The organism is Spirosoma fluminis (assembly GCF_054778895.1).
The window spans coordinates 216,815-240,492 of record NZ_BAAGZD010000019.1; the positions used below are offsets into that span (position 1 = coordinate 216,815).

Below are 23,678 nucleotides of genomic sequence, written 5' to 3' on the forward strand. Positions count from 1 at the left end.
TACTTCGCGACAAGAGATACAGGTAATTGCTGTATCTGACGACTGTATCCGGAATCGACAAGTACGTGTCGTAAAACGGCCTGATAAAGGAAAATGCGCTATCAAAAAACCTTCCTTCTTTATCCAGTAATACTGTTCGTTACGCTGGCTTTTGTCGGATGTCCCAACGAAGCCTTACCGCAATCTGAACGTAAAAGCGTACCGAAACGGATCGTGATCTGGCCTTACCTACGAGCAATGGCCGCCCTCAGCAAAAATCAATCACAAACGAATCTGCTGATGACGTATCATCAGCTAGTTCCGAAGCCAGATCCTGGGGCAAAATCACCACTGGGAGACTGCGGCTCTAGTCCCTGGGACGATCCCTGTGATCCAGCCATTTTCGACGATCGAGATATTACCTCCGCACGATTAGATATTCCGCTCGTATTCGACGACGAGACGTTGTGGTTATCGATCAGCTTAACGTACCGACTCAGGACAGGACAGATTCTACAAACATCATCTTCCATTCGGGGCAATACCAGAACAACAACCTGGACTACTCTCAATAAAGGTTATCCAGTTGCGCATATAGCCCAAGGCAAGGCCACCATTATTACGTACATGGTATACAAAACCCCTATCAATGTGACCCATACATTTGGTGCGGGTGGGTCAGGTCGTGGCGAGGTTAGTGGCAGAGCGATTCAAATTAACCTGGCTGATGGGAAAGAAATAGAACAGACGCTAACCCAAACCGGTATTTTGGACAGTCGCATCGACATCGATTTATCAACAGTCAGGGGGGCTGGCTACATCCAGATGAACGACCTTAGCAGTCCAAAACTTACCTACCAGTTTAGCCCCGACAACTGAACAGCGCAGAGCTAACAAGTTTAACGTCACCAGAATAATAATCGCGTTACATATTTACGCTGGCTTACAACAGGGCCCGATCAGCACGTGCTGATCGGGCCCTGGTATGTTTGACCACAGCCGTTGAGCGGCTGCGCCGAACCTATTCAGCGACACGTTGCGAAGTTGTTTACAAGGCACTTAGTGGCCCGGCTTAGCTGGCCAACTGCTGCTCACACATTCGATAAACCTTATCCCGGCTTCGCTTGAGTCTCATTTTTACGGCGCTGGGGTTAATATTATACTGCTCCGCAATGGCATCAATGCTCATCCCCTTCTCATATTTCAGTTGAAGCATTGCCTTTTCTTCCATCGATAGTTTCGACATGGCCTGATTAAGCAGATGTAAGGTTTCCTGCTGCATCAGAGCGTCGTCCGAATCGGCCAGATCGTGGTCATCGTCGGCGTCGAACGCAACCGTATTCCGCCGTTTGGCAACCCGGAGTTGATCTAAACAATAGTTGGATGATATAGCGTGTAACCAGGTAGAAAAGGTTGAACGCTCTTTGAAGTTGCCGAGTTTGCTGAATACCTTGATAAAGATGTCATGCGTAAAGTCCTCAGCGAGTGCCGAGTCCTGCGTCATGGACAAACAACGTCTGTATACCTTAGTTACGTAGCGATTATACAGGGTCTCAAAACATTGACTGGGGTCCTCCGACAGGTATTGACGAATCAATTCTTCGTCGGTCAGGGTAGCGGCCATGGATGTTAATAAAATCGTGATTTGGTAGGTTAGTCGACAACTCTTTTGAGTTGTATTTACTTTAGACTCAAAAAGGTAAATTTAGATTCAAAATATTTACTAAACGGTGGTCATCAATGTAATGCTTTTATTCGCTACGCCTTGATTTATAGTTTCTATCATTCACGAGCTTATTGCAATACTTGCTGATAATGAACCGATTAGGTACATATTTAGCGCATCCGAATACAACAGATTTAAGTCACAACAATTTTTAGTAACTCCTGAATTTATTCCCGAGAAGGTAGCAGCGCATTGGCTTTTTCGCCGGTAACGGTTGCTCGTTCCACCTTGCCAACCAGGAATATGTATGAGCAGGCGCCAACCAGGCCCAGGGCCCCGATAAACACCAGCGCCGGTTTAAAATCACCGTCTTTAGCCAGATAGCCAATAACAATTGGAACCACGATGGACGCCAGGTTACCCATGAAGTTGAAGACGCCCCCCGTTAAACCGATCAGATGGCGGGGCGACAGGATGGAAACGAACACCCAGGAGATCAGGGCCATCCCTGAGCCAAAAAAGGCCAGCGCCATAAAGAAAATGATCAGGGCGGTATCGTTGCTGTAATTCGCACCGATGATACTCACCGATAACAGCAACCCGATAATGATCGGCGTCTTGCGGGCCATACCCACCGACCGCCCCTGCTGAACCAGCCGATCCGAGATAAATCCGGATAAGAGCAAACCGGCACACGCAGCCAGAAACGGCACCGACGCCAGATAACCCGATTTAATGAAGTCCAGCCCCCGGTATTTAACCAGGTACGTCGGGAACCAGGTCAGGAAGAACCAGAGCGTAGCGTTAACCGAAAACTGACCGATGTAAACACCCCATAACGTCCGGGTCGAAAACACCTGCTTGAAGTTATGCCAACTCCATACCGAAGCCTGACCCGGTTGTTGCTCTCTGGCGCGAATTAGTCCTCCGCCTTCTTCAATATAGTCCAACTCGGCCTGGTTCACCCCGTCGTGGTCCAGCGGATCGCGGTAGAAAAAGTACCAGACCAGCCCCCAGACGATACCCACCAGACCAGTCGTGATAAATAACCCTTTCCAGCCTGCGTAGTATTGAATTGTAGCCAGCACGGGCGTCAGAAACGCCAGTCCGATAAACTGCCCCGACACATACATGGCAATGGCAGACGCCCGCTCGTTGTCGGGAAACCAACTCGTTACGACCCGATTATTAATGGGGTATGAAGGCGCTTCGAACGTACCGGTGGCCAGCCGAAGCGCAAATAAACTCAGAAAGCCACTGGCAATAGCCTGAGCTAGTGTGGCAATCGACCAGGTTACCAAACAGAACGCATACAGAATCCGGGGGCCAAACCGATCAGCAATCAGCCCGCCCGGAATTTGCAGGGCGGCATAGGCCCAGCCAAACGCGGAGAAAATATAGCCCAACTCAACCGTGGACAGTTCCAGGTCTTTACCCAGTGCCGTAGCAGCCACCGAAATATTCGCCCGGTCCAGGTAGTTGATGGCTACGTTTACAAAGACGAGCGCCAGCATTGCGTACCGGACGCGAGTGGGTTTGGTTTTCCCGGTTGTCTGTTCCATACTAAAAAAGGGTAGGTAATACGTCTGGTGGTTTCTGAATATAGCCGAACAGTTAGCGGGCCGTCCAGCCCCCGTCGACAGTGAGCATGGAGCCAACCATGTAACTTCCGGCTTCACTGGCCAGAAAGATAGCCGCGCCCTGAATCTCACGCATCAACCCCCACCGGCCTAAAGCCGTAGCACCAACGACAAACTTCTTGCCTTCTTCAGTGTCGGCAATGGGAGCATTCATCTCCGTCAGAAAGGGGCCCGGACAAATTGCATTGACATTGATGTTGAACGGGGCCAGTTCCAGCGCCAGCGCACGGGTCATCTGCACCACGGCTCCTTTGCTGGCGGTGTAGGGTGTCCGATTCGCTAAACCCACTAAGCCCAGCGTGCTCGCCAGGTTAATGATGCTCCCCCGGCCGTTCTGTTTCATATAAGGCGTAACGGCCCGGCAGCACAGCCACGTACCGTTTACGTTCACCGTCAGCACCTTGTTGAACTCGTCGGCGGTCAGTTCATCAATAGCACCCCGAATGTTGATTCCCGCGCTGTTGATGAGAACGTCGATCTGCCCGAAAGCCGCTATGGCTGCCTTAGCCATCGCTTCGGTCTGGTCCTGCTGCGTAATATCGGCGGGGAAGGAAATGGCGTTGATGCCATACTGCTGGCTTAGCTGCTCGGCGGCTTTAGCCCCTTCTTCGGCGGTGCGGTTCACCAGCATCAGGTTCGCGCCGGCCGAGGCCAGGCCAGCGGCCATGGCATAGCCCAGTCCTTTCGATCCGCCGGTAACAATGGCGGCTTTTCCTTTTAAATTAAATTGGTCAATGCCCGGAAGGGTTTCGGTAGTCATGCAGGTACTAAATAAAGTGTTCACTACGTAGCCCCCGTAGCTACGTGATTTAGTTTCGGTAAATGAGCTTGTGTTGAATTGCCCTGGCAGTGTTTACCGGAGGGCTAATCGGTCTTTGCTGTACGTAAGGCAGGAAACGATATTTTTCTCCTCGGCAGCCAGCCGATCTTCGGGTCCCAGCTTAGCGATTCGGGGTAAAGCGGTTGCAGGCTTATGGTGGCGAACCATCTGCAATGTCCGGGCGAGATCGTTGCCCGGTACATCGCTAAACGTAGCCCAGTAGTCGTCTTTCAGACACGGAATTTCCAGCGGGTCGCGGGTGATCATCTCCAGATTGAAGGTCACGTTGGGATTATGCTGTTTGCAGAGCGCAATCATCTTCGGCAGGTCCAGGATTCCCTCACCTAAGGGCACCTCCGACAGCAAAAAACCATCGGCATACTCCTCCACACCCATATCTTTCACGTGGGTAGATACTACGTAAGGCACCAGGGTCTGCACCACCTCCATCGGATTTTCGAGCAGGGCGATACTGTTGCCAAAATCCAGCGTCACGCCAATCCACTCCGAGTTGAGTTGCTTCATCATAGCAGCTAGTTCCTTCGCCCGCCAGTCTTTATGATTTTCGACGGCCAGTTTGACCTTGTGTTTCCGCAAAACGGGTTCGGCCAGTTGAAGCGACGCCAGGGCATTTTTCTTTACCGTCTGAAATTCTTCGGCCGAGTGGTACGTCTCGTAGCGACGACCGCTGGAACAAACGGTCCGCAGAATCTGCACCCCGGCCTCTTTGGCGTTAATCACTTCCTGCTCGAAGCGGGCAACATCCCCGGCATTTTTCGGCACGCCGATTGACCCTTCGAGGTACAGACCGAGCTTTTCCCGTCGGTCGCGGACTTTCTTGGCGAAATCAGTCGTCCAGTTGCCGACTACCACCTGCGCTCCCCCTGCACCTAACTGGTGGCAATGGTCAATGAGGTCGATGGCATTGGCAAAAGCGGGATATTTACTACTTTCCACTTTAGAGTTCCAGCGCATACCGTACGAGTGTACGACAATGCCCATAGGTACGTCTTTAAAAAACCCCGGAAATTCTGGAAAAGAAAGGGCGGCTACACCTACAGAGGCCTTCTGCAAAAACGCTCGTCTGTACATTCGAGTAAGGGTTAGGGTCTTGTTTAGTTCGTACCAAAACTGAGCGGTTACTTTCCGCTGGTTGCTTTTGCCTCTACGACCTGCTTATTTAATTCTTTGGCCGTCCAGGGAATCACCCGCCCCTGCGACGTAACGCGGGTCATACCCACCAACCGTTTGCTGATCGGACCAGCATCGTTAGTCCAGGCGTTGCGGATGTACATTAGAATCGAGGAAATAACCGCGTCGTCCATGGTGGAGTGCGCGGGCATAACCGTCAATATATCCGGAGCATCGTAATGCTTGCCTGCTACGTCGATTGGCCCTTCCATACCATGCAACAGAATGAGGGCCAGTCGTTTTTCGTCGCCGGTTACCCAGTCCGAGCCGTTAAGTGGCGGAGCAAACCGCTTCAATCCGTTCCCGTCGGTGCCATGACAACCCGCGCAGGTCGTGAGGTAATGCTGCCGCCCCAGGGCAAACAGCTTCTGATCGTCGGGCCCCAACTGATTTTTTTTCACTGCGACATTAGCTTTGGCCGTATGACCCGGCCACTCGAAGAGCGTAGTCAACGGCATCAGTTTCGATGGCTCTATCTTGTTCGACGAGCGGGTCATAATCGCGGGGGCCGCAGCTAGTTTTATCGGTTTAGCTTTTTGATCGGTTCCGGTTGTGATGCCGTTCAACAGAGCGTTCTGCCGCCAACCGAATGATTTCCGGTCGCCATCGAGCATCGTCAGCAGGGCCGTCATCTCGGTTGGATTGCGCTTACGTACCACCGCCGTACTCAGCATTTCCAGAAAGATTTCTTTGTTGGCGTCGTTCGCCTGCCACTTCGGCGATGCCCACAGGTGCTGCAAAAAAGCAAATTCCTGATTTTGCAGACTACTCAGCGCGGCATCGCGGATCAGTGCTATGTCGCCATACCGCTCCACGATACCTGTTAGTAAAGGCTGAGCGGCTTTCGGAGCCAGCGCCCGGGCCGAAAGCGCCATTTGCAAAATCTGCTCAACGGGCGCTTTTTCCCAGTTTGCCAGTAAGATCTCTCCTACTTTAGCCTGCACCTGCTTATCGAGACTGGCGATGGGTTCGAGCAAACGCAGGGCTGTTGTCCGAACCAGGGCGTTTTGATCCGTAAGTAAAGGCATCAGCACCTCAGCCCGACTCAATTTCAGACCGTCCAGCGTCCACAAGGCATGAAACCTCCCCAACGGATTATCGCCTTTCGTAGCCAAGTCCGTAAGCGTCTGTTGTACGCTCTTATCGTTCCGTTCAACCAGCAGCCGCTGGGCCATATCCCGGTACCAGCCGTCGGGGTTCGACAAATAGCCGACCAGTTCCGGAGTTGAGAGTTTAGCTAATTTTTTAGGGCTAGAAGGCTGCCAGTTTTCGGGCACGATGCGCCAGATGCGGCCGCGGTTTACCGGCAGCACCAGCTTACGCGCCAGGGTCTGCTCGCGCAGGTAAGGCGTAATGTAGGCCCCGTGCTGCACCAGCCCCCGGTACATATCCGCTACGTAGAGCGCCCCATCCGGACCGGTGGCGAGGTTTACGGGCCGGAATCGTTCATCGGTTGAGGCCAGGAACTCCCGGCCGGGATGCGGGTCGCGGGCGGTAATCAGCACGCCCTGCTCATCTATTACGTTCCGTTTCACAAGATTACCGGCGGGTTCGCACACAAAGGCATTGCCGTAAAAATCCGCAGGCAGGGCTTTACCTCGATAGACCAGCGGAGAGCAGGCCGCCGTAAATTCCAGTAAACTGCCTTTGCTGTCCAACGTACCAGGAATGTAACCCCGGTTAACCGCCGGGTTGGGACGTATCGGATAGATGCGCCGGTCGGTTGTGACGCCGTAATCGATGCCGGTCGTTGGCGTATGGTTTTTATTGCGGGATAAATAATTCGGCGGAACCAGGTCGGCGTGTAGCTGCGACCAGTTGTAATTATAAAACAACCGGCCTTTGTCGTCGTGGCTAATGCCCCACTGCCCCCGAAACTCGGTAGAATCGCGCTGCCATGTTCCGGCTTCGGTCAGGCGGTACCGCAGGCGTGACTTGGCGTTGTAGTACCAGTTGTCCATACTCCGCCACAGCCCATTGCCGGCGTGTTCGGGTAGTCCTCCTCCGGCGTATTTCTGATCGATCAGGACTTTCGTATCGGCTTTCAGATCGCCGTTCAGGTCTTTGGTCAGCCAGAGGGCTTCGTTCTCAGCCACCAGCGCTCCGCCCGGAATCAAAGCCAGCGCCCTCGGCATAACTAAACTATCGAGGTATACGGTACTGGCATCCATAACGCCATCGCCGTTCTTATCTTCCAGAATTGAAATGCGACCCACCCGTTCCTTTTCGCCTTCTCCGTCGATGGTCGGCATAAAGCCTCGCATTTCAACCACCCAAAGCCGGCCGTCTTCATCGAACGTAATGACCACGGGGTCCTGAACCATCGGCTCAGCCGCAACCAGTTGTATTTTTAAGCCGGGTTCCAGTTGAAACGTAGTTAATTCCTGAGCAGGGGTGAGCGGGGGCGACGGCCCATCGTCCAGGGTTTCTCCAAACTTTGCCGTAAAGCTCAGGAGGCCTAAAAGGCAAACTCCGAGCACATATGTATACTGAGCAGGCTTAACCATGATACGTCGTTTCGCTATAGGCTAGTATCGGAATGTTTACGATTTATGTTTGTCTTCGTTGGTATAACAAAGCGGTTGAGCGATGGCAATTACTCCTACCGCTTCGTTAATAATTGCTATAACGATTGAGTAAGCCGTTACGTTGTTTTGGCTTCTATAGGCTGGCTACTTGCCTGCTGCGACCGAATCGTTGACAATCAGGTCGGCAATCACAGTCCTATTTTCAGGCATCCAATGTGCCAGAACCAATACGTTAATCCATCATTACAAGCGCATTTCGTTTATGTCAGAACGATTTATAAACCAGGTTGCGGTGATTACGGGCGGAGCCGAAGGCATCGGAAAAGCCATTGCGGGCCGACTCGCTGCGGAAGGTGCCCTTGTCGTGTTGATCGACATTAATCAGGCGTTACTGGAACGTACCGTCGGCGAACTCACCCAGCAAGGGTACGTCGTGTCCGGCCACGTAGTTGATATAGCGAAGGAAACGCCGGTTCAGGAGGTTATACGGGCCGTTGAAAAGACCTATGGCCGTCTGGATATTCTGGTCAACTCCGCCGGAATTGTGGGCCCGACCAGCACCAAAATCACCGACTATTCCGTAGAGGATTACGACCGGGTTTATCAGATCAATCTGCGCGGGGCTTTTCTGATGACGAAGTATGCCATTCAGGCGATGGAGAAGGCAAACTACGGCCGAATTCTTCACCTGGCATCCATTGCCGGTAAAGAAGGCAATCCGTTTATGGCAGGGTATTCGTCTATGAAAGCAGGCGTTATTGGTCTGGTGAAAGGCATCGGGAAAGAGTACGCCGAAACCGGCATTACGGTAAACGGACTGGCTCCGGCCGTAATCAGAACCGCCATGAACGAAAACACCGCGCCAGAACAACTGGCTTATATGACCGCGAAAATTCCGATGAAACGCCTGGGCACCGTAGACGAAGTAGCGGCCCTGGCGGCCTGGATTGTCTCGGCCGAAGCGAGTTTTACCACGGGCTTTATTTTCGACCTGTCCGGCGGACGGGCTACGTATTGACCTTAGCCGCTGTAAATCCACTTAAGGCGGTTCCGCCGTTTTGTACGGCTGGCCGACCTTAAATCCGTCACTTGACAGTCAGCAAGAGAGCAGACAAATAATAATTGTGTGTATCAATATCTCAACCACTAACTGAAAATAAGACACGGGCCCCCGTTGCGGTTGATTACTAAGATGGCAATACAAGACAGTAGCCATTTTCCAGGAATATCATTGTTTCGGGAAAACGGGCGTTTGGCGAGATGGCAAATTAACAAGAAATCAACCAGCCAAAGCGTCAGATTAAGTCGAGATTACTACAAGTTATCTCACATCAATCGGATACTGAAGCATTCTCAAGCAGTCCACAATAGCTTCTCTAGTCGCTGCGCGTCATCGCCATACGGGTACTTTGATGTAGCTGCTGTTGTACCACTTTATTTGCAACGGCTCTTTACCATCCAGTATAGTTTCCGTACTTACCTCTTTTCCTGTTCCATAATTCAGTTGGGAAAAAGGATTCTTGTTGACGTTGACGGCCAATACCAGCCGGCTTCCTTTGCTTATCTGTTTACTAACCAGATGCGTGTTTGAAAAATCAAGGGTCGTTCGTTCACCTGGCTTCAGCAAAGTTCGTTTCGTCATATCTTTTGCATAACTCGCCCGACCAATATAATAGGACAAATGAAAATACTTGCCACTCGGCGTTAACTCATATAGAGTCATGCCAAGATCTACATCTTTTTTATTGATACTGATGCTGAGTTGACCGAGGAATGAGCCATTCACCAGCAGGCGTTCCGGTAAGGGCTCACTGACGAATACAAAGCCATTGCTCGTGTCGACTTCCTTTCGCTCAATCGGGTCAGGATAATAGTCATTATTACTAGTTTGCCGGTCAGAGAAATCGACCTTTTGGCTTAGATAACCTGTTTTTGATGGCTTTTTTTGACTTAATGAATAGAATGCGTTTGTTTTTTGGTCGGTCAGGTAAAACGTTAAAAACCCATTGTTCATTTTAGCGAGCGAAGGAGCACTGCGCCATTCATTCGCACCCATAACCTCATAGTTGATCTTATCTTTCAACATGGCCGGTTTCGGGCCGCTTTTTAATACATAATCAAGCCACTGATAAGTTACTTTCTTAATGTCGAACAAGGCTACCGAATCCACCGGGTAACCGTTAACCACGCGTTCTCCGCCGATCTGGGTGCCAAAGTGTCCATAAGGGCCAATTACCAGGTAACAAGGTATTTTCGGATTGTATTTTTGAAGCTCTTTTAGATAATACAGACTCGAGTTTTGTGAATCATTGTAGTAGCCGTCAAAAGCCAGAACAGGAATGGTGATTTGTTTAAAGTCGCCTTCATAGGGAGCCATCGCCTGCCAATACCGGTCAAGGTCAGGATGGCTAATCCAACGTTGAAACCATTTGTTTGGTGCTCCGTCTATGCTGTCCATTTTATTATAGGCCGCTCCGCTTCGCCACCAGTCAAACATCACGTTTCGGAAACGCTTTCTATCCTTTCCGGTAAGGGTATCGAGGTACTTATTATTGCCAACGTAGAATGCCCATTCGTAATTAGGGTTTACAAATACGTTGTTTTCCATGGGTAATCCCATTCCCGGCCTGTTGGCGACATACGGCACAATAGTTTTCAGGGCCGGATGTAGTTTTTTACAAGCCGCCCATTGCGAAAACCCATTATAGCTACCACCAAACATGCCCACGCTGCCATTGCACCACGATTGTTTACTGATCCAGTCAATCACATCATAAGCATCGGCCGCTTCATGTTCGTAAGGGTATATCTGGTTAGGGCTGAATCGTTTCCCTCTTGTGTAGGCAATAACGCCCACATATCCGTTATCGGCTGCTTCTTTCAACGACTCAATATCTCGTCCAGAATCGCGCACATAGATGGTAAACTGAAAGACCACGGGCAGGGGCTGGGTTACTCCTTTTTTTCGGACCATCATAGCCGAGAGGGTTGCGCCATCCTGGGTTTTTATCAAGATGCTATCCTGTACGTCGTAATTACTTTGGGCCTCCTCTCTTTTCGTCCGGAGGGTCTGTTGGGCGTAGGTGAACCGAGCTACCAATAGAAAAAGGGCAATCCAACTAAGTCTTGTTGTGTTTATGGCATTCATACTTTTGACGTACTGTTATTGACTAGCAAGCGCTTCTGCTACTTCGTTGAATCAAGCCCGTTTCTTCAGGCCATCGGGTTTCTAAGGACAGCAACTGGTTGTTTTTGTTGCATACTAAAACCAATCCGGCGAAAAGTTAAAACAAGCCCTAGAAGTTACAAGGCCTCGCCAAACCCTCCCGAATGAGACAAATCAGTATTCATGTATCCGCTCATTAATTCGGGCGTATAAAGCGACATAGGACCAGCAAGTATTTAGCCAGGAAAGCGGCAGGTGAAGCTATAACAGCTGTAAGTAACTCCTTTCTAGACATCCTAAAGTTAAGCTTGGATAATCAGTTTTTGGATTTCTCTGAACTGAAGATATTGTCTTCCTGATAGCGCTGTGATAATTCCTGAACGTACCGTAACTGTTTATGGAAGAAGCTACCAATCTGGAACATCCGTATTGTTTATATGCACTCCTATTCTTTTCGATAAATTTTTGAAGCCAGGTTGGATGGGAAACGTCAGCCTGTTGCTCAGCGATTCGCCCTGAGGACCGCGTCCTATCAAGCGTCGGCGGGGACCGTGGCTAATACCCCTTTGCAAGGCCTAGAGGGATTACCCTGGAAACACCGCTTTTTTTGTTAGATGTACGGCAGATACATCGAAAAAGTAGCCCCTTTTTCTACCTGAGTGGTGACCGTAATGGCTTCGCCGTGATTCGTTACTACTTTCTCACCAATGGCCAGGCCAATACCTGTTCCGGCAAATTCACCTTTACCATGCAGCCGTTGGAACACCTGAAAAATGCGGTCCGGATCTTTCTCCTCAAACCCAATGCCATTGTCCGTAACCTGGATTAGGTAATAGCTTTGTGCCTGCCGGACGGGCTTCACCGAAGGGGGTACCTCCTCTAGGTGTATCAGCTGCCCATTCCAAAATGAATCGGTTAGTAGGCAAGCTAAAGGTAATCGACCAAGCCGGTCTACACGCTGGAAGGAGCAGGATAGTATTACGCTTCCCGTTCGTGTAAACACAAACGACGCGGCAAGGGTAAGCCCTTAACGAGATTACTTAGATACCGGCAGACCACCCAGTCTTTCCGTCAGTCTGTTCTCTAAGCTCCCGATTGAGGTCGGCATGATCATCCGCACAATCCGCTGTTGATAAGACCTCGCAAAATGGGTGTAGCCGAAAAGGTGCCCTTTGGGTACTACCTTTTTATCCGTACTGAATGGAATTGTGGACGGATGGCTGACTATTTCAATTTAAACCGTAGGAGTGGATTCAATTCAGTATCTTTGACTAAAAGCACCTAGTAGTAGGGTAAAGCTTATAGGCAGTATACCGTAACGATGACCCACTCGATTAGGAACCGCTACAACATTACAATCACCGGTAACGGCACCCAGCCGATTTTATTTGCCCATGGCTTTGGGTGTGACCAGACTATGTGGCGTTACGTGGCCCCCGCCTTTGAAGAAAACTATCAGGTCATTCGATTCGATTATATCGGCCATGGGAAGGCTTCCCGGGATGCCTATAACCGCGAACGCTACGCCAGCCTGCAAGGCTATGCTCAGGACGTACTCGACATCTGTCAGGATCTAGCTCTTAAAGAGGTTATTTTTGTAGGTCATTCGGTCAGCAGCATGATTGGCCTATTAGCTTCGATCCAGGAGCCAGACCGCTTCGAGCGGCTGATTATGGTAAGTCCCTCGCCCCATTATATCAATGAGAAAGGTTATACCGGGGGGTTTGAGCGAGTCGATATTGAGGAACTGCTGGACACGATGGACAGCAATTTTTTGGGCTGGGCAACTGTCATGGGGCCCGCTATCATGGCCAATGCGGAACGGCCTGAATTAGGTCAGGAACTCACCCAACGCTTTTGCGCCACGGACCAGGCTGTAGCGCAGCAGTTTGCCCGGGTCACTTTCCTGGGCGATAATCGACTGGACTTAGCCAAGATCGGGCATCCTGCCTTGATTATTCAATCGATCGCCGATGATATTGCCCCCGTTGGCGTGGGCGAATACATGGTGCAACACATGCCTCAGAGTACCCTGCGGGTGATCCAGGTCCAGGGACACTCCCCTCACTTAAGTGACCCGGCTGAGACCATTGCAGCTATCCAGCACTACCTGCAATCCGTCAACTAAGTCGTCTATGCCGGAAATAGCGACGCTGATGCCGGGGGGACTGATCACCCTGAATGTCCAGCATGAGATTATTTACCTGAATCCCTTTGCTGAGCAGTTGCTGGGTTACGGGCCGGGCAGGCTGGTAGGGCAACGAATGGATGTGGTGTTAACCCGGGCGAGTCGAATCTATTTTCAAACGAACCTGTACCCCTTGATCGCCTTGGGTAAGCTCGCTAATGAACTCTACCTGACCCTACAGACCCAGTCTGGCGTGCGCATTCCGGTTCTGCTCAATGCCATTCGGCAGGAGGATGCATTGGGAGAAAGCTTTACCTACCTGTGTCTGATGCCGGTTTATCAGCGTCGACAATACGAGCAGGAGCTGCTCGCCAGTAAGCAGGCAGCCGAGCAGGCGCTGCAACGAAATGAGGAGTTAATAGCTCTCCAGCAGCAACTGGATCAGCACCAGGCCGATATGGACCGCCAGGTGACTTACCTGAAGCAGCGGAATGACGAGTTGGAGCAATTCGGGCGCATTATCGCTCATGACTTACAGGAGCCATTGCGCAAGATCAATCTGTTGGCCAGCGCACTAAACCAGGAAGATACCAATCGGTTGAGTTATCTTGGTCAGCGGGGAGTAAATGGCATTGTTCGGGCTAGTACCCGCTTGCGCCAGCTTATTCACGATTTGCAGGTATACTTCACCTTTGAGCCAATCCGATCGGCGGATGAATTGGTCGATTTAACGGCCTTAGTGGAGCAAGCGGTGGCCGCGTATAGTGCAACGGGTATTCGGTTCGAGGTAGCCAGTTTACCAACGATTATGGGTAACCGAGCCGAGTTACTGAGTTTATTTGGTCATCTGTTAGACAATGCGGTGAAGTTTCGTCGGCTGGAACTGCCCTCGGTAGTGGTCGTCAGCGGTAGTGTGGTGAGTCAGAATCGGTACCAGACCACGCCCGACAAATACCAGTACATTGACTATGCCCGAATTCTGGTGAGCGATAATGGGATGGGGTTTAACAATCAGTATCGGGAGGAAATCTTTGGCATCTTAAAGAAACTAGATCCGCACACGCCAGGGATCGGGTTAGGGCTCTCCTTAGCCAAAAAGATTGTGGAACGTCATCATGGGGTAATCCGGGCCGATTCCTATGAAGGACAGGGCACGACGATGACTCTATTTTTACCGTTGACATCCTAATCGTATGTTTTCTCGCTCGTTCGGAAGGGGCACACCTATTATTGGGTTGTCCTGTCTCATCGGTGTGCCCCTTCCGAAAGTTATTGGCTATCAATACCCGACTGCAGCTGTCAATGGTCAACTTACCGTAGGGGTTTCAACATCTCACAAATCGCTCTATAATCGATGAATTCGACCGTGAGCGTGTGAATATCCATGGATTAGTAGCCTCCAAAATCCCAAAAAGCATGGTTTTAGTATCTTCAGAGTCTAATTCTACTTCGGCTACCGTAGGATTTTTATTGGATAAAGCTTCTTCATATCGGAAAAGTGACCAACCCCAGTTCGTTAGTGAACTCGTCCAGATGGAAGTGCCCGTCCTGCTGAAAGCCACGTTTGGCCAGCCCAATCTGCGGGTGTTCATCAATGCCGGTCCGGTCGCTACGTATGCAATCAACGGCACCGTTTCAGCGCAGGAAAGCGGCCAGTCGGGTTCTCAGGCGCTCGACGTGACCAACGAAGGTCGGCTCGCCTACGGCGCGACGGGTGGCCTGGGCATTGCCTTGCAGGCTGGTCCGGGTAAGATTCAGCTCGAAGATCGGTACAGTTACCTGGTGTCGGGGCAGAACGACGGGGGATCGCAAACGAAACCGCAGAACACCATGCTATCCATCGCTTACCTGCTGCCGCTCGGCCGGTAGATTCCCCATATTTATTCCGTTTTCATAGAAGGCTGCTGATTACCGTTCAGGTAGTCAGCAGCCTTTACGTTGTCCGGAGCAGCCTGCTGCTGGTCTTCCTGAACGATCTCCTGATCTGATGCTTCAGTAGCCGCGCGTGGTTGAATGTACTGCCGACGTAACCAGCGGCTGAGACCATCCAGGCCCGGGAATAGCACACGTTCGTTCACATTCGCCTGATCTAATTTGTCCCGGATTTCCCACTTGAGTCTGTGGTCAATAACGATCCGGCGAAACATATCTGGGCGCGTTTCCAGCCATTGACTCATGCCTATTGCCGGATTGGACACTACCGAAAAAAGCGCGTATTGATTGATAATCCGTTCATCAATGGAAGGCGGCTCAAAGAAAAGCGCGAACGAATCATCGGCCAGGTTGTCAAACTCGCGCAGGGAACGCAGCTGGCTCAGCATATCGACGGTGAACACGTCGGCACCTTCTTCTTCAAGCAGCTTACTTAATGAGCGTGGCAGTTCGCGGTGAACCTTTTTGTAATCAACGCACCAGATAGCGCCATCGCGGTCGTAGAGCTCCAGAGCCGCCGTTACGAAATGGAGTGCTACGTAAGGTGAGAATGTCCAGTCCAACAACCGCGTTGGCAATCCATGGTGCTGTGCTACGGACAGCCAGTACCAGAACGAGTCGCGTTCGGCGACGTTGTTGAGAGCGTATTTTTTAAAATTACGGAGCAGGTGCCCTTCAATAGTTCCGCACTCGTCGCCCATCCGCATCAGCGACGTATCGAGCGTAAAATTGACATCGGCGAGTCCGCGAAACGCAAACGACGGTCGAAATCGGCCTAGTTCGGGCGTCCAGGCGTTTTCGTACAAATAATCAATCAACTGAACCCACGACGTGGCGCGTGTCTCATCCATAGCTGCTCACAGTTAAGGCAATTGGCCAGTGGGCCACATCAACTGTCCTGATCAACTCTTGTTAGGAACCAGAGTTGCCTACAACCCCAGTCTGGCGGTAAAAAGTTAGGCTACTGTACAGAACGGGTCCAATACTCTTCAAGAGACACTGCGGACTTCCTGCACTCCCTTCCCCAAACGCTAGTTCTGCTGCCCCCCTCCCAACCTCTCCCCGAAAGGCAGGAACAGAACCAGCCGGTTAAAACTCCTCCTCTCGAAGGGGAGGCCGGGAGGGGTAACTAACCGCAGTACGTATCTGAAACTGGTATATGTTGATCTAATTTACCCTTCTCTTACCGGGAGAAAGGCAAGGGGTGAGGGGATGGAATATACGCAAAAAAAATGTCCCAAATAGCATACTGCCAGTTGGGACAAAAACCGTTACTTCTAACGTATTAATAGCGTTCGTTTCCTTCTTCCTCGTCTTCGGCGAGTTCGGATATTTCCTGATCCAGCTCATCGTCGGAGAGGTCGTCATCCAGCAAATCACTGGGCAAATCGTCCATATCTTCGGCGTTCGATACTTCATCCGTAGCATGGCGGGCCGTAGCGGTATCGGTATACAAAAGCGTATCGATTGCTTCATCGTCGCCCCGATTCATTACGTCGGGGTCGTTGTTTACGCCTAAACCAGCGTACGCAATTACGTCCTCTTCGTTATTGTTTTCGGGCATATTAGTATGCTGGGGCGACATACCTTCCAGGGGGCCACCCGTATTTTCATCTATTGGCTGCTGATCAGCATTGTTTATATTTTCCATATAAAAAACGACTTTCGGCGAGTAACCGCCAAGGTTAGTAATACGTAAGTAATGACCTGATGCCTGCCCCAATAACGGGGTTCACCGGCAGGCAATGCGTCAACAGTTCACTAACCACGAATCCGGAAAAGAGTTTGCCGTTATCGCCAGACAACTACTTTCTGCACCTGCGCCGGGCGGTTGTCGGCCAGCAATCTCAGAATATACGTACCGTCGGGCACACTGCTTAGATCGAGTACCGTTTCTGCCTCCGCCCGAACCGCCTGAACGGGTAACATCGACTGACCCGACAACGAAATCAACTCCAGGCGACCCTCGTAAGGCGGACGTACCGTGAGGTACCGATCCGTTGGATTCGGGAACGCCCACGGACCAGTCGGCTCTTCTACAATACCCGTCACGACGACCTTTTGCGAGGTGTTTTTGAGGTACCGCAGCCCACCCGTCCGGCTCCCCAGCATCAGGTCGGGCAGTTGATCGCCGTCGAGGTCGGCGGCAGTGGCAATCAACTCCAGACCGGGCGTTCCGATGGACACAAGCGAATCGAGCAGGGTCAGCGACTGGTCGGGCCGGTCGGGGAACTGGTACACACGTACCTGCCCATTCTGCGTAGCCGCGATCAGTTCGTTTTTCTGATCGCCGTTCAGGTCAGCGACCACCAGCGACCGCGCCTTCGTATCGAACGAATTGGCAACCGTGAACCCACCAAAATTCTGATTCTGCAGTTGAAAAACGGGGGCGGTTGCCGTTCCGGCATTGCGGAAATAATGGATTGTTCCGTCGGCTTTTCCAACCAGCAGATCCGGCTTTCCGTCCCGGTCCACATCGACCACCGTCGGCAATTCGCTGAGCTGCACCCGATCGGGCGTGGGCCACTTGGCCGCACTCGCTAAACTGTACTGAACGGCCGCTCCTTTCGGCGCTGCATTGAACAACACCCGAATGTCGAGCCCCTGGCTGCCGTTTCCGGTCAACACCAGATCGACGCTGCCATTGCCGTCGACATCCGCAAGCGAAGGCACTACGTTGCTTAAGGCAATGGTTTTACTGATACTCAGGTAATCGGTGGTTACGAGGGCGAAAGCTGGATTCTGAAGGGTACCCTTATTCTCAAAATGCCATATACCCGCCCGATATTCCTTGCCAACGGACGTACCACTATAGCCGACCAGCAGATCCATATCCCCATCGCCATCGAGGTCAGCCAGCGCGGGAGCCGCCCGTTCGCCCAGGTCGATCATGTCATCCTGCAAAAAATTCTTCTGGACCAACTGAAAGTCCGGTTTCTGATTCGTGCCTGTATTTTTGTAGTACCAGGCCGAGGCTTTAAAATCGTAGGCCAGCCCATCATTCAGGTCGACATTAGGCGAGGCCAGTAAATCTTTTCGTCCGTCGCCATCGACATCCTCCCAGAACGTAGCGGGAAAAGCCGGGAAGCGAATGGGCTCGCGGGCTGGGTACAGACTATCGAAACTCGTGAAATTGGCTCGTTCTGAGTTGGGGCCCGTGTTACGTAGCAAGGCGGTGTTTTCGCAGGCGACAAAGCCGAACAGCAGGTCTTTGGTTCCGTCGCCGTTGGCATCGATCGCCATGAGCGTATTGCCCGTATGCTGAGGCCGGGCTCCGCTCGGTTTCGGATCAACTCGGCCCGCGCCCGTACCTGTATCGCACTGAACGCCGAAGGTAAAGTCGTTGCAGAACTCTTTCGTGAAGTGTCCCCAGCAAAGGCCGCCCATGCGTTTGAAATCCGAAATGTCTTTTTTGCCAGTCGTTTCAATGCTCATATTCTGCTGATACGACACCAGATTTCCGCTCGGATCGAACGTAATGATGTCGATATCGCCGTCGCCGTCATAGTCCGTGATGGCGGGCATATCTGTTCCTCCTACGTACAAAGGCAGCTTTCCGTTGAATCCCTCAGTAATGAGCCGGTCACTGACGAGCCGAAACAGAGGCTGGCCGTTCTGACCTTCGTTGCGAAAAACGCGTACCGTACCTGTTCCGTAGGTAAACATGTCTTTGCGTCCATCACCGTCGTAGTCGACCAGGAGCATCCAGCTGTACACAAACGGAAATGCCGCTTCGTATTCGGGGGCGTACTGCCAGGCGGTGCCGGTACCGGTTGGGTTATCGATGGCGACGAACGTATGTACCTTGTTGATGGTCCGGTCGAACACAACCAGATCGTCGCGTGAATCGTCGTTCAGCCGCATGGTCGAGTATTGAGTTGCATTCAGGCCACCCACCCACGGATTCAACACGGCACGCCCGTCAATGCTGACGGTGGGCCGCTGATCGTACCGAAACGAAATTTTTCCGCCAGACTGCGCCTGAGCAACTACGGCCAGCAGACAACCAACCAGCGTAAACGCCTTTTTCATCTATATTTGAGGGATTCTTATCATCATCCGGGGGCCCTACTGACAGGCTCTTGACAAGTTGGATGATACTCTTACCAAAGAACGAAGAAGCCCCGCTTTTGTGATGCTGTCTACCGAACAACTATACCATAAATTTCAGGAATGCCTCGGTGTATCGACGGATACCCGCCGGATTACGCCCGATTGCCTGTTTGTGGCCCTTAAGGGCGCGAGTTTCGATGGTAATCAATTCGCCGAACAGGCCCTGGCCGCAGGCGCTCGCTACGCCCTTGTCGACGATCCGGCCGTTGCCCACCGTGATCGGCGCTGCCTGCTCGTTCCGGATAGTCTGACGGCCTTGCAGGATCTGGCCCGCCATCACCGCCAAACCTTTACGTTCCCGGTCATTGGCCTGACCGGCTCCAACGGCAAGACCACGACCAAAGAACTGATTGCCGCGGTGCTGTCGAAAAACTACCGGACTTATGCCACCGTCGGCAACCTCAACAACCACATTGGCGTACCGCTTACGCTGCTGTCGCTGAATGAACAGTGCGAGCTGGCGGTGGTGGAAATGGGCGCAAACCACCAGAAAGAAATCGAGTTGCTTTGTTCCATCGCCCAGCCTTCGCACGGCCTGATTACCAACGTCGGTAAGGCGCACCTGGAAGGCTTCGGTGGAATTGAAGGCGTCCGTAAAGGCAAGGGGGAACTCTATGATTACCTGGCTCAAAACGCCAGAACAGTCTTCATCAACTCCCGCGATACGGTGCTAACGGCCATGTACCGCGAACGGCTGAAACGCATCCGGTCAGAAACTACGTTTGCCGAAGCGATTTTTTACCCCGGCGACCCCACCGAACTGCTTCAGGAATCGCCGGTGGTTAAGTATCGTGACGCGACCGGCGAAGAAGTCACGACGCACTTACCCGGCCGACACAACTTCGAGAACATCCTGGCCGCACTGGCCATCGGTCAGTATTTTGGTATATCACTCCAGGACGCGAACCATGCCGTGGCCGACTATAATCCAACCAATAATCGGTCGCAGATTGTTGCAAAAGGCACGAATACCGTTCTGCTGGATGCGTATAACGCCAACCCCAGTTCGATGGCCGCGGCTATTCGGCAGTTTGCGGCCATGCCCGCTAAACGCAAAATGGTGATCCTGGGCGATATGTATGAGCTGGGCGACGAAAGCGAAGCCGAACACGCAGCACTGGGTAAGCTAATCGCCGAAGCTAAATTCGACACCGTTATTCTGGCAGGTAAAGACATGAAATTCGCCCTAAACTATCTACCCAAAGCGTATTACTTCCCCGATAAATTTTCGTTGCATAACTGGGTGATGGACAACCCTATGACTGACACCTACGTATTAATAAAAGGGTCGCGGGGCATGAGTTTAGAGACCGTTGTGCCTTTCATATAACAAGCGAGTAGGTAATTGATGACGCGGGGATATGCATCAGCAACTTCTATTCCGACCATCTGACGGGCCGCTGACACGGCCGGTATTAAATCAATTAATATGCATTACATGATTCGGGTTGTTAACGTAGTCTTGCTGGTTTTCGTAGCCGGGTTCACCCAGGCCCAAACGCAGCCCCGGTATGAGCCGGAAATTCAGGCATTCGAGAAATCTGACAAAACGACTCCTCCCCCGCAGCACCCTATCGTATTTACGGGCAGCTCATCCATTCGCCTATGGTCCAGTCTAGCGACCGATTTCCCCAACAAACCCGTGTTGAACCGGGGATTCGGTGGTTCGGAGCTAAGCGACGTGATCCGGTTCGCCGACCGACTCATTGTCAACTACCAGCCGAAGCAAGTGGTGGTGTATGCCGGTGAAAACGACATTGCATCGGGCAAACAAACCGGCAAGCAGACGTACAAGCGGTTCGTTACGTTGTTCCGTTACGTTCGCAAAAAGCTGCCCGACGTTCCGTTTACCTTTATTGCGATCAAGCCGAGTCCCTCGCGCCGGAAATATTTTGCCGAGGTTGATGAAGCCAACAAGTTGATTCAGCGTTTTCTGGCCCGCAAATCAAACACAAGTTTTGTCGACATCCGGCCTACGATGCTCCAGCCAAACGGGCAGCCCATCCCCGAATTGTTCAGATCCGATAGCCTGCACATGACCGAAAAAGGCTATCAACGGTGGACCCAGGTACTGGCCCCGTACCTTAAGTAAAGCGATTTGTGGTCAACGATAACATCACTTACACGTAGCGTCTTGCTGGTGCATAGCGTCGCCACGGCAAGCTATTAAATTGACTTATAAATTTATTTCCATTCGGATGTCGGCGCGGGCGTAGGGGGTTTCTACACGGGGAACCTCCCGAAAGCCAACGTTCTGGTACAAGGTTAAAGCAGGCGTTAAGCGCCGGTTCGATTCGAGCCAAACCGTTTTTATGCCGATCTGACGGGCGTAACTGAGGGCAGCTTCGCAGAGCATCCGGCCAACACCCCGCCCCTGAGCTGTTGGCGATACCGCCATTTTCGCAAGCTCAAAACCCGATGCCCCCATATTTACCATAGCGACGCAACCTACGATTTCCTCCTTCGTCGGTCCATTACCGGATTGGTCAGACAAGCGTTTGGCAAGAAAAATTTGTCCCTGATTAGGCAGCACATACCTCTCCGGGTGATCCAACTGCTCTAAGTCATGGGGTTCGACTGTGAAGTAGTGCGAGATCCATTCAATATTCAATCGTTTAAAATCGGGTTGATAATCGGCTGTATATGGAATAATTGAAATGGCGCTCATGCGTAATTAAATAATTGGGTCCACTAATTCGCATACACTAAGGCATCGTTGTCATAAAACCGAAATCCAGACCAGGTAATTCATTACCAATCGCTCACCTGCTCAACAAACGTATTGACAAAATCGACGCGGCCATACTGAACACGTAGTAGATTGTACTGTTTGGGTAATTTACAGCCCTTATTTCAAGAGATACGATCCTCTTGTGTTAATCGGCAGGGGCATTCAGGGTGTATCCGATACAGATTCCGGGCTTGAAATTGAAGCGATTGCCTGATTAAATCACCTCTGGTGGAGTAAACGGTTAGCCTTTCTGAGATACGCCTTGTAAATTTGCATTTTAGTAAGAACTCAAGCCGGTTTTGGAAGATCAGTCCGATCGCTCTGAAACCGAAAACGAAAACTATAGTATGGAAACCTCCACGTACGTCCCCTACAAGGTTAAGGACATCGCGCTGGCCGAATGGGGCCGCAAGGAAATCCGGCTTGCCGAAGCCGAAATGCCGGGTTTGATGGCCCTCCGCGCCGAGTATGGACCGTCGAAGCCGTTGGCGGGTGCTCGCGTCGCCGGGTGTCTGCACATGACCATCCAAACGGCCGTTTTAATTGAAACGCTCGTCGAGCTAGGGGCTGATGTCACCTGGTCGTCGTGCAATATCTTTTCTACGCAGGATCACGCGGCTGCCGCCATCGCTGCGGCTGGTATTCCGGTGTATGCCTGGAAAGGAATGACCGAAGAAGAATTCAACTGGTGCATCGAACAGACGTTGTTTTTCGGCGAAGATCGCCAGCCGCTCAACATGATCCTGGACGACGGCGGTGACCTCACCAACATGGTCTTTGATGTGTATCCTGAACTGATTCAGGGTATAAAAGGCCTGTCGGAAGAAACAACAACCGGCGTTCACCGACTGTATGAGCGGATGAAGAACGGTACGTTGCATCTGCCCGCTATCAACGTGAACGACTCGGTAACGAAGTCGAAGTTTGACAATAAATACGGCTGCCGTGAGTCGCTGGTCGACGCAATCCGGCGGGCAACCGACCTGATGCTGGCGGGTAAAGTAGCGGTTGTTGCCGGTTATGGCGACGTAGGCAAGGGATCGGCCGAATCGTTACGGGGTGCCGGTTGCCGCGTGCTGGTAACCGAAATCGACCCAATCTGCGCCTTGCAGGCCGCTATGGATGGCTACGAGGTTGTTCCGATGGATGAGGCTGTTCCCCGCGCCCAGATTTTTGTGACGGCGACCGGAAATGTTCGCATCATCAAAGATCGGCACTTCAAGGCTATGAAAGACAAAGCCATTGTCTGCAACATCGGTCACTTCGACAACGAGATCGACATGGCGTGGCTGAACGAAAACTACGGTCATAGCAAGAGCCAGATCAAACCACAGGTCGACATGTACGAAGTCGACGGCAAGGAAATCATCGTCCTGGCCGAAGGTCGTCTGGTGAACCTGGGCTGCGCAATGGGTCACCCTTCGTTCGTAATGTCGTGTTCGTTCTCGAACCAGACACTGGCGCAGTTAGAGCTGTGGGCCAACTCGGACAAGTACGAAAACAAAGTATACGTACTGCCCAAGAAACTTGATGAGAAAGTAGCTGCCCTGCACCTGGCCCACGTTGGAGCCAGACTCGAACCGCTGGAGCAGGAACAGGCTGACTATATCGGCGTAACGGTCGAAGGTCCATTCAAATCAGAGATGTACCGGTACTAATCGTCTGAACCGCACGGGTCACCCCGTGCGATCTGGATTTACGCGCGGCTCTGGAAACGGGGCCGCGCTTTTTGCATTATATTTGCTTAGGTTTGGTGTTGAACGTATTGATTTACAATTGCCTCA

19 protein-coding genes are annotated in these 23,678 nt (G+C 51.7%); 8 read left to right on the forward strand and 11 right to left on the reverse strand.

Annotation, left to right across the window (positions count from 1 at the left end):
- The first annotated feature begins 93 nt into the window (after nt 1–93).
- On the forward strand, nt 94–858 hold the full coding sequence (locus tag ACYVBJ_RS19885) for a hypothetical protein (protein ID WP_460984055.1): 765 nt from the start codon (nt 94–96) through the stop codon (nt 856–858).
- Between the two features lie 193 nt (nt 859–1,051).
- Here ACYVBJ_RS19885 and ACYVBJ_RS19890 read toward each other — a convergent pair whose 3' ends face one another.
- The 5 genes from ACYVBJ_RS19890 to ACYVBJ_RS19910 form a co-directional block, all read right to left on the reverse strand.
- Complete coding sequence (locus ACYVBJ_RS19890; protein ID WP_460984056.1) at nt 1,052–1,603, reverse strand: RNA polymerase sigma factor; 552 nt, start codon at nt 1,601–1,603, stop codon at nt 1,052–1,054.
- A gap of 269 nt (nt 1,604–1,872) precedes the next feature.
- Entirely contained in the window at nt 1,873–3,207 is a 1,335-nt protein-coding gene (locus ACYVBJ_RS19895; protein ID WP_460984057.1) for an MFS transporter, read from the reverse strand.
- A 52-nt stretch (nt 3,208–3,259) separates the two neighbouring features.
- Nucleotides 3,260–4,045, reverse strand: a complete 786-nt coding sequence (locus ACYVBJ_RS19900) for an SDR family NAD(P)-dependent oxidoreductase (RefSeq protein WP_460984058.1) — start codon at nt 4,043–4,045, stop codon at nt 3,260–3,262.
- A 93-nt stretch (nt 4,046–4,138) separates the two neighbouring features.
- Entirely contained in the window at nt 4,139–5,197 is a 1,059-nt protein-coding gene (locus tag ACYVBJ_RS19905) for a sugar phosphate isomerase/epimerase family protein (protein ID WP_460984059.1), read from the reverse strand.
- A 47-nt stretch (nt 5,198–5,244) separates the two neighbouring features.
- Entirely contained in the window at nt 5,245–7,803 is a 2,559-nt protein-coding gene (locus ACYVBJ_RS19910) for a DUF7133 domain-containing protein (protein WP_460984060.1), read from the reverse strand.
- A 283-nt stretch (nt 7,804–8,086) separates the two neighbouring features.
- Here ACYVBJ_RS19910 and ACYVBJ_RS19915 point away from each other — a divergent pair, with 283 nt between their 5' ends.
- A complete protein-coding gene (locus ACYVBJ_RS19915) occupies nt 8,087–8,842 on the forward strand; it encodes an SDR family NAD(P)-dependent oxidoreductase (protein WP_460984061.1) in 756 nt (251 codons plus the stop codon).
- 372 nt (nt 8,843–9,214) lie between these two features.
- Here ACYVBJ_RS19915 and ACYVBJ_RS19920 read toward each other — a convergent pair whose 3' ends face one another.
- Both ACYVBJ_RS19920 and ACYVBJ_RS19925 read right to left on the reverse strand, forming a co-directional pair.
- Nucleotides 9,215–10,924: a CocE/NonD family hydrolase gene (locus tag ACYVBJ_RS19920; RefSeq protein WP_460984155.1), complete on the reverse strand. Its 1,710-nt coding sequence runs from the start codon at nt 10,922–10,924 to the stop codon at nt 9,215–9,217.
- A gap of 676 nt (nt 10,925–11,600) precedes the next feature.
- Nucleotides 11,601–11,852 carry a sensor histidine kinase gene (locus tag ACYVBJ_RS19925; protein ID WP_460984062.1) on the reverse strand — a complete coding sequence of 84 codons (252 nt, stop codon included), beginning with the start codon at nt 11,850–11,852 and terminating at the stop codon, nt 11,601–11,603.
- Nucleotides 11,853–12,311: 459 nt separating this feature from the next.
- Between ACYVBJ_RS19925 and ACYVBJ_RS19930 the strand changes: the two genes are divergently transcribed.
- The 3 genes from ACYVBJ_RS19930 to ACYVBJ_RS19940 all read left to right on the forward strand — a co-directional run bounded on the left by ACYVBJ_RS19930 (nt 12,312) and on the right by ACYVBJ_RS19940 (nt 14,987).
- Entirely contained in the window at nt 12,312–13,118 is an 807-nt protein-coding gene (locus ACYVBJ_RS19930) for an alpha/beta fold hydrolase (RefSeq protein ID WP_460984063.1), read from the forward strand.
- A gap of 7 nt (nt 13,119–13,125) precedes the next feature.
- On the forward strand, nt 13,126–14,307 hold the full coding sequence (locus ACYVBJ_RS19935) for a sensor histidine kinase (protein ID WP_460984064.1): 1,182 nt from the start codon (nt 13,126–13,128) through the stop codon (nt 14,305–14,307).
- A 344-nt stretch (nt 14,308–14,651) separates the two neighbouring features.
- Nucleotides 14,652–14,987, forward strand: coding sequence for an outer membrane beta-barrel protein (locus tag ACYVBJ_RS19940; protein WP_460984065.1), 336 nt, complete (start codon nt 14,652–14,654; stop codon nt 14,985–14,987).
- An 11-nt stretch (nt 14,988–14,998) separates the two neighbouring features.
- Here ACYVBJ_RS19940 and ACYVBJ_RS19945 read toward each other — a convergent pair whose 3' ends face one another.
- The 3 genes from ACYVBJ_RS19945 to ACYVBJ_RS19955 form a co-directional block, all read right to left on the reverse strand.
- Nucleotides 14,999–15,901 carry an FRG domain-containing protein gene (locus ACYVBJ_RS19945; RefSeq protein WP_460984066.1) on the reverse strand — a complete coding sequence of 301 codons (903 nt, stop codon included), beginning with the start codon at nt 15,899–15,901 and terminating at the stop codon, nt 14,999–15,001.
- A 434-nt stretch (nt 15,902–16,335) separates the two neighbouring features.
- A complete protein-coding gene (locus ACYVBJ_RS19950; RefSeq protein ID WP_460984067.1) occupies nt 16,336–16,701 on the reverse strand; it encodes a hypothetical protein in 366 nt (121 codons plus the stop codon).
- Between the two features lie 140 nt (nt 16,702–16,841).
- Complete coding sequence (locus ACYVBJ_RS19955) at nt 16,842–19,082, reverse strand: FG-GAP-like repeat-containing protein (RefSeq protein ID WP_460984068.1); 2,241 nt, start codon at nt 19,080–19,082, stop codon at nt 16,842–16,844.
- 103 nt (nt 19,083–19,185) lie between these two features.
- Between ACYVBJ_RS19955 and ACYVBJ_RS19960 the strand changes: the two genes are divergently transcribed.
- Both ACYVBJ_RS19960 and ACYVBJ_RS19965 read left to right on the forward strand, forming a co-directional pair.
- Nucleotides 19,186–20,493, forward strand: a complete 1,308-nt coding sequence (locus ACYVBJ_RS19960) for a UDP-N-acetylmuramoyl-tripeptide--D-alanyl-D-alanine ligase (protein ID WP_460984069.1) — start codon at nt 19,186–19,188, stop codon at nt 20,491–20,493.
- Nucleotides 20,494–20,592: 99 nt separating this feature from the next.
- Entirely contained in the window at nt 20,593–21,255 is a 663-nt protein-coding gene (locus ACYVBJ_RS19965) for an SGNH/GDSL hydrolase family protein (RefSeq protein ID WP_460984070.1), read from the forward strand.
- Between the two features lie 84 nt (nt 21,256–21,339).
- Here ACYVBJ_RS19965 and ACYVBJ_RS19970 read toward each other — a convergent pair whose 3' ends face one another.
- On the reverse strand, nt 21,340–21,831 hold the full coding sequence (locus ACYVBJ_RS19970; RefSeq protein ID WP_460984071.1) for a GNAT family N-acetyltransferase: 492 nt from the start codon (nt 21,829–21,831) through the stop codon (nt 21,340–21,342).
- Between the two features lie 410 nt (nt 21,832–22,241).
- On the opposite strand from ACYVBJ_RS19970, the gene ahcY reads away from it, so the two are divergent.
- Nucleotides 22,242–23,552: an adenosylhomocysteinase gene (gene ahcY / locus ACYVBJ_RS19975; RefSeq protein WP_460984072.1), complete on the forward strand. Its 1,311-nt coding sequence runs from the start codon at nt 22,242–22,244 to the stop codon at nt 23,550–23,552.
- Nucleotides 23,553–23,678 lie beyond the last annotated feature (126 nt).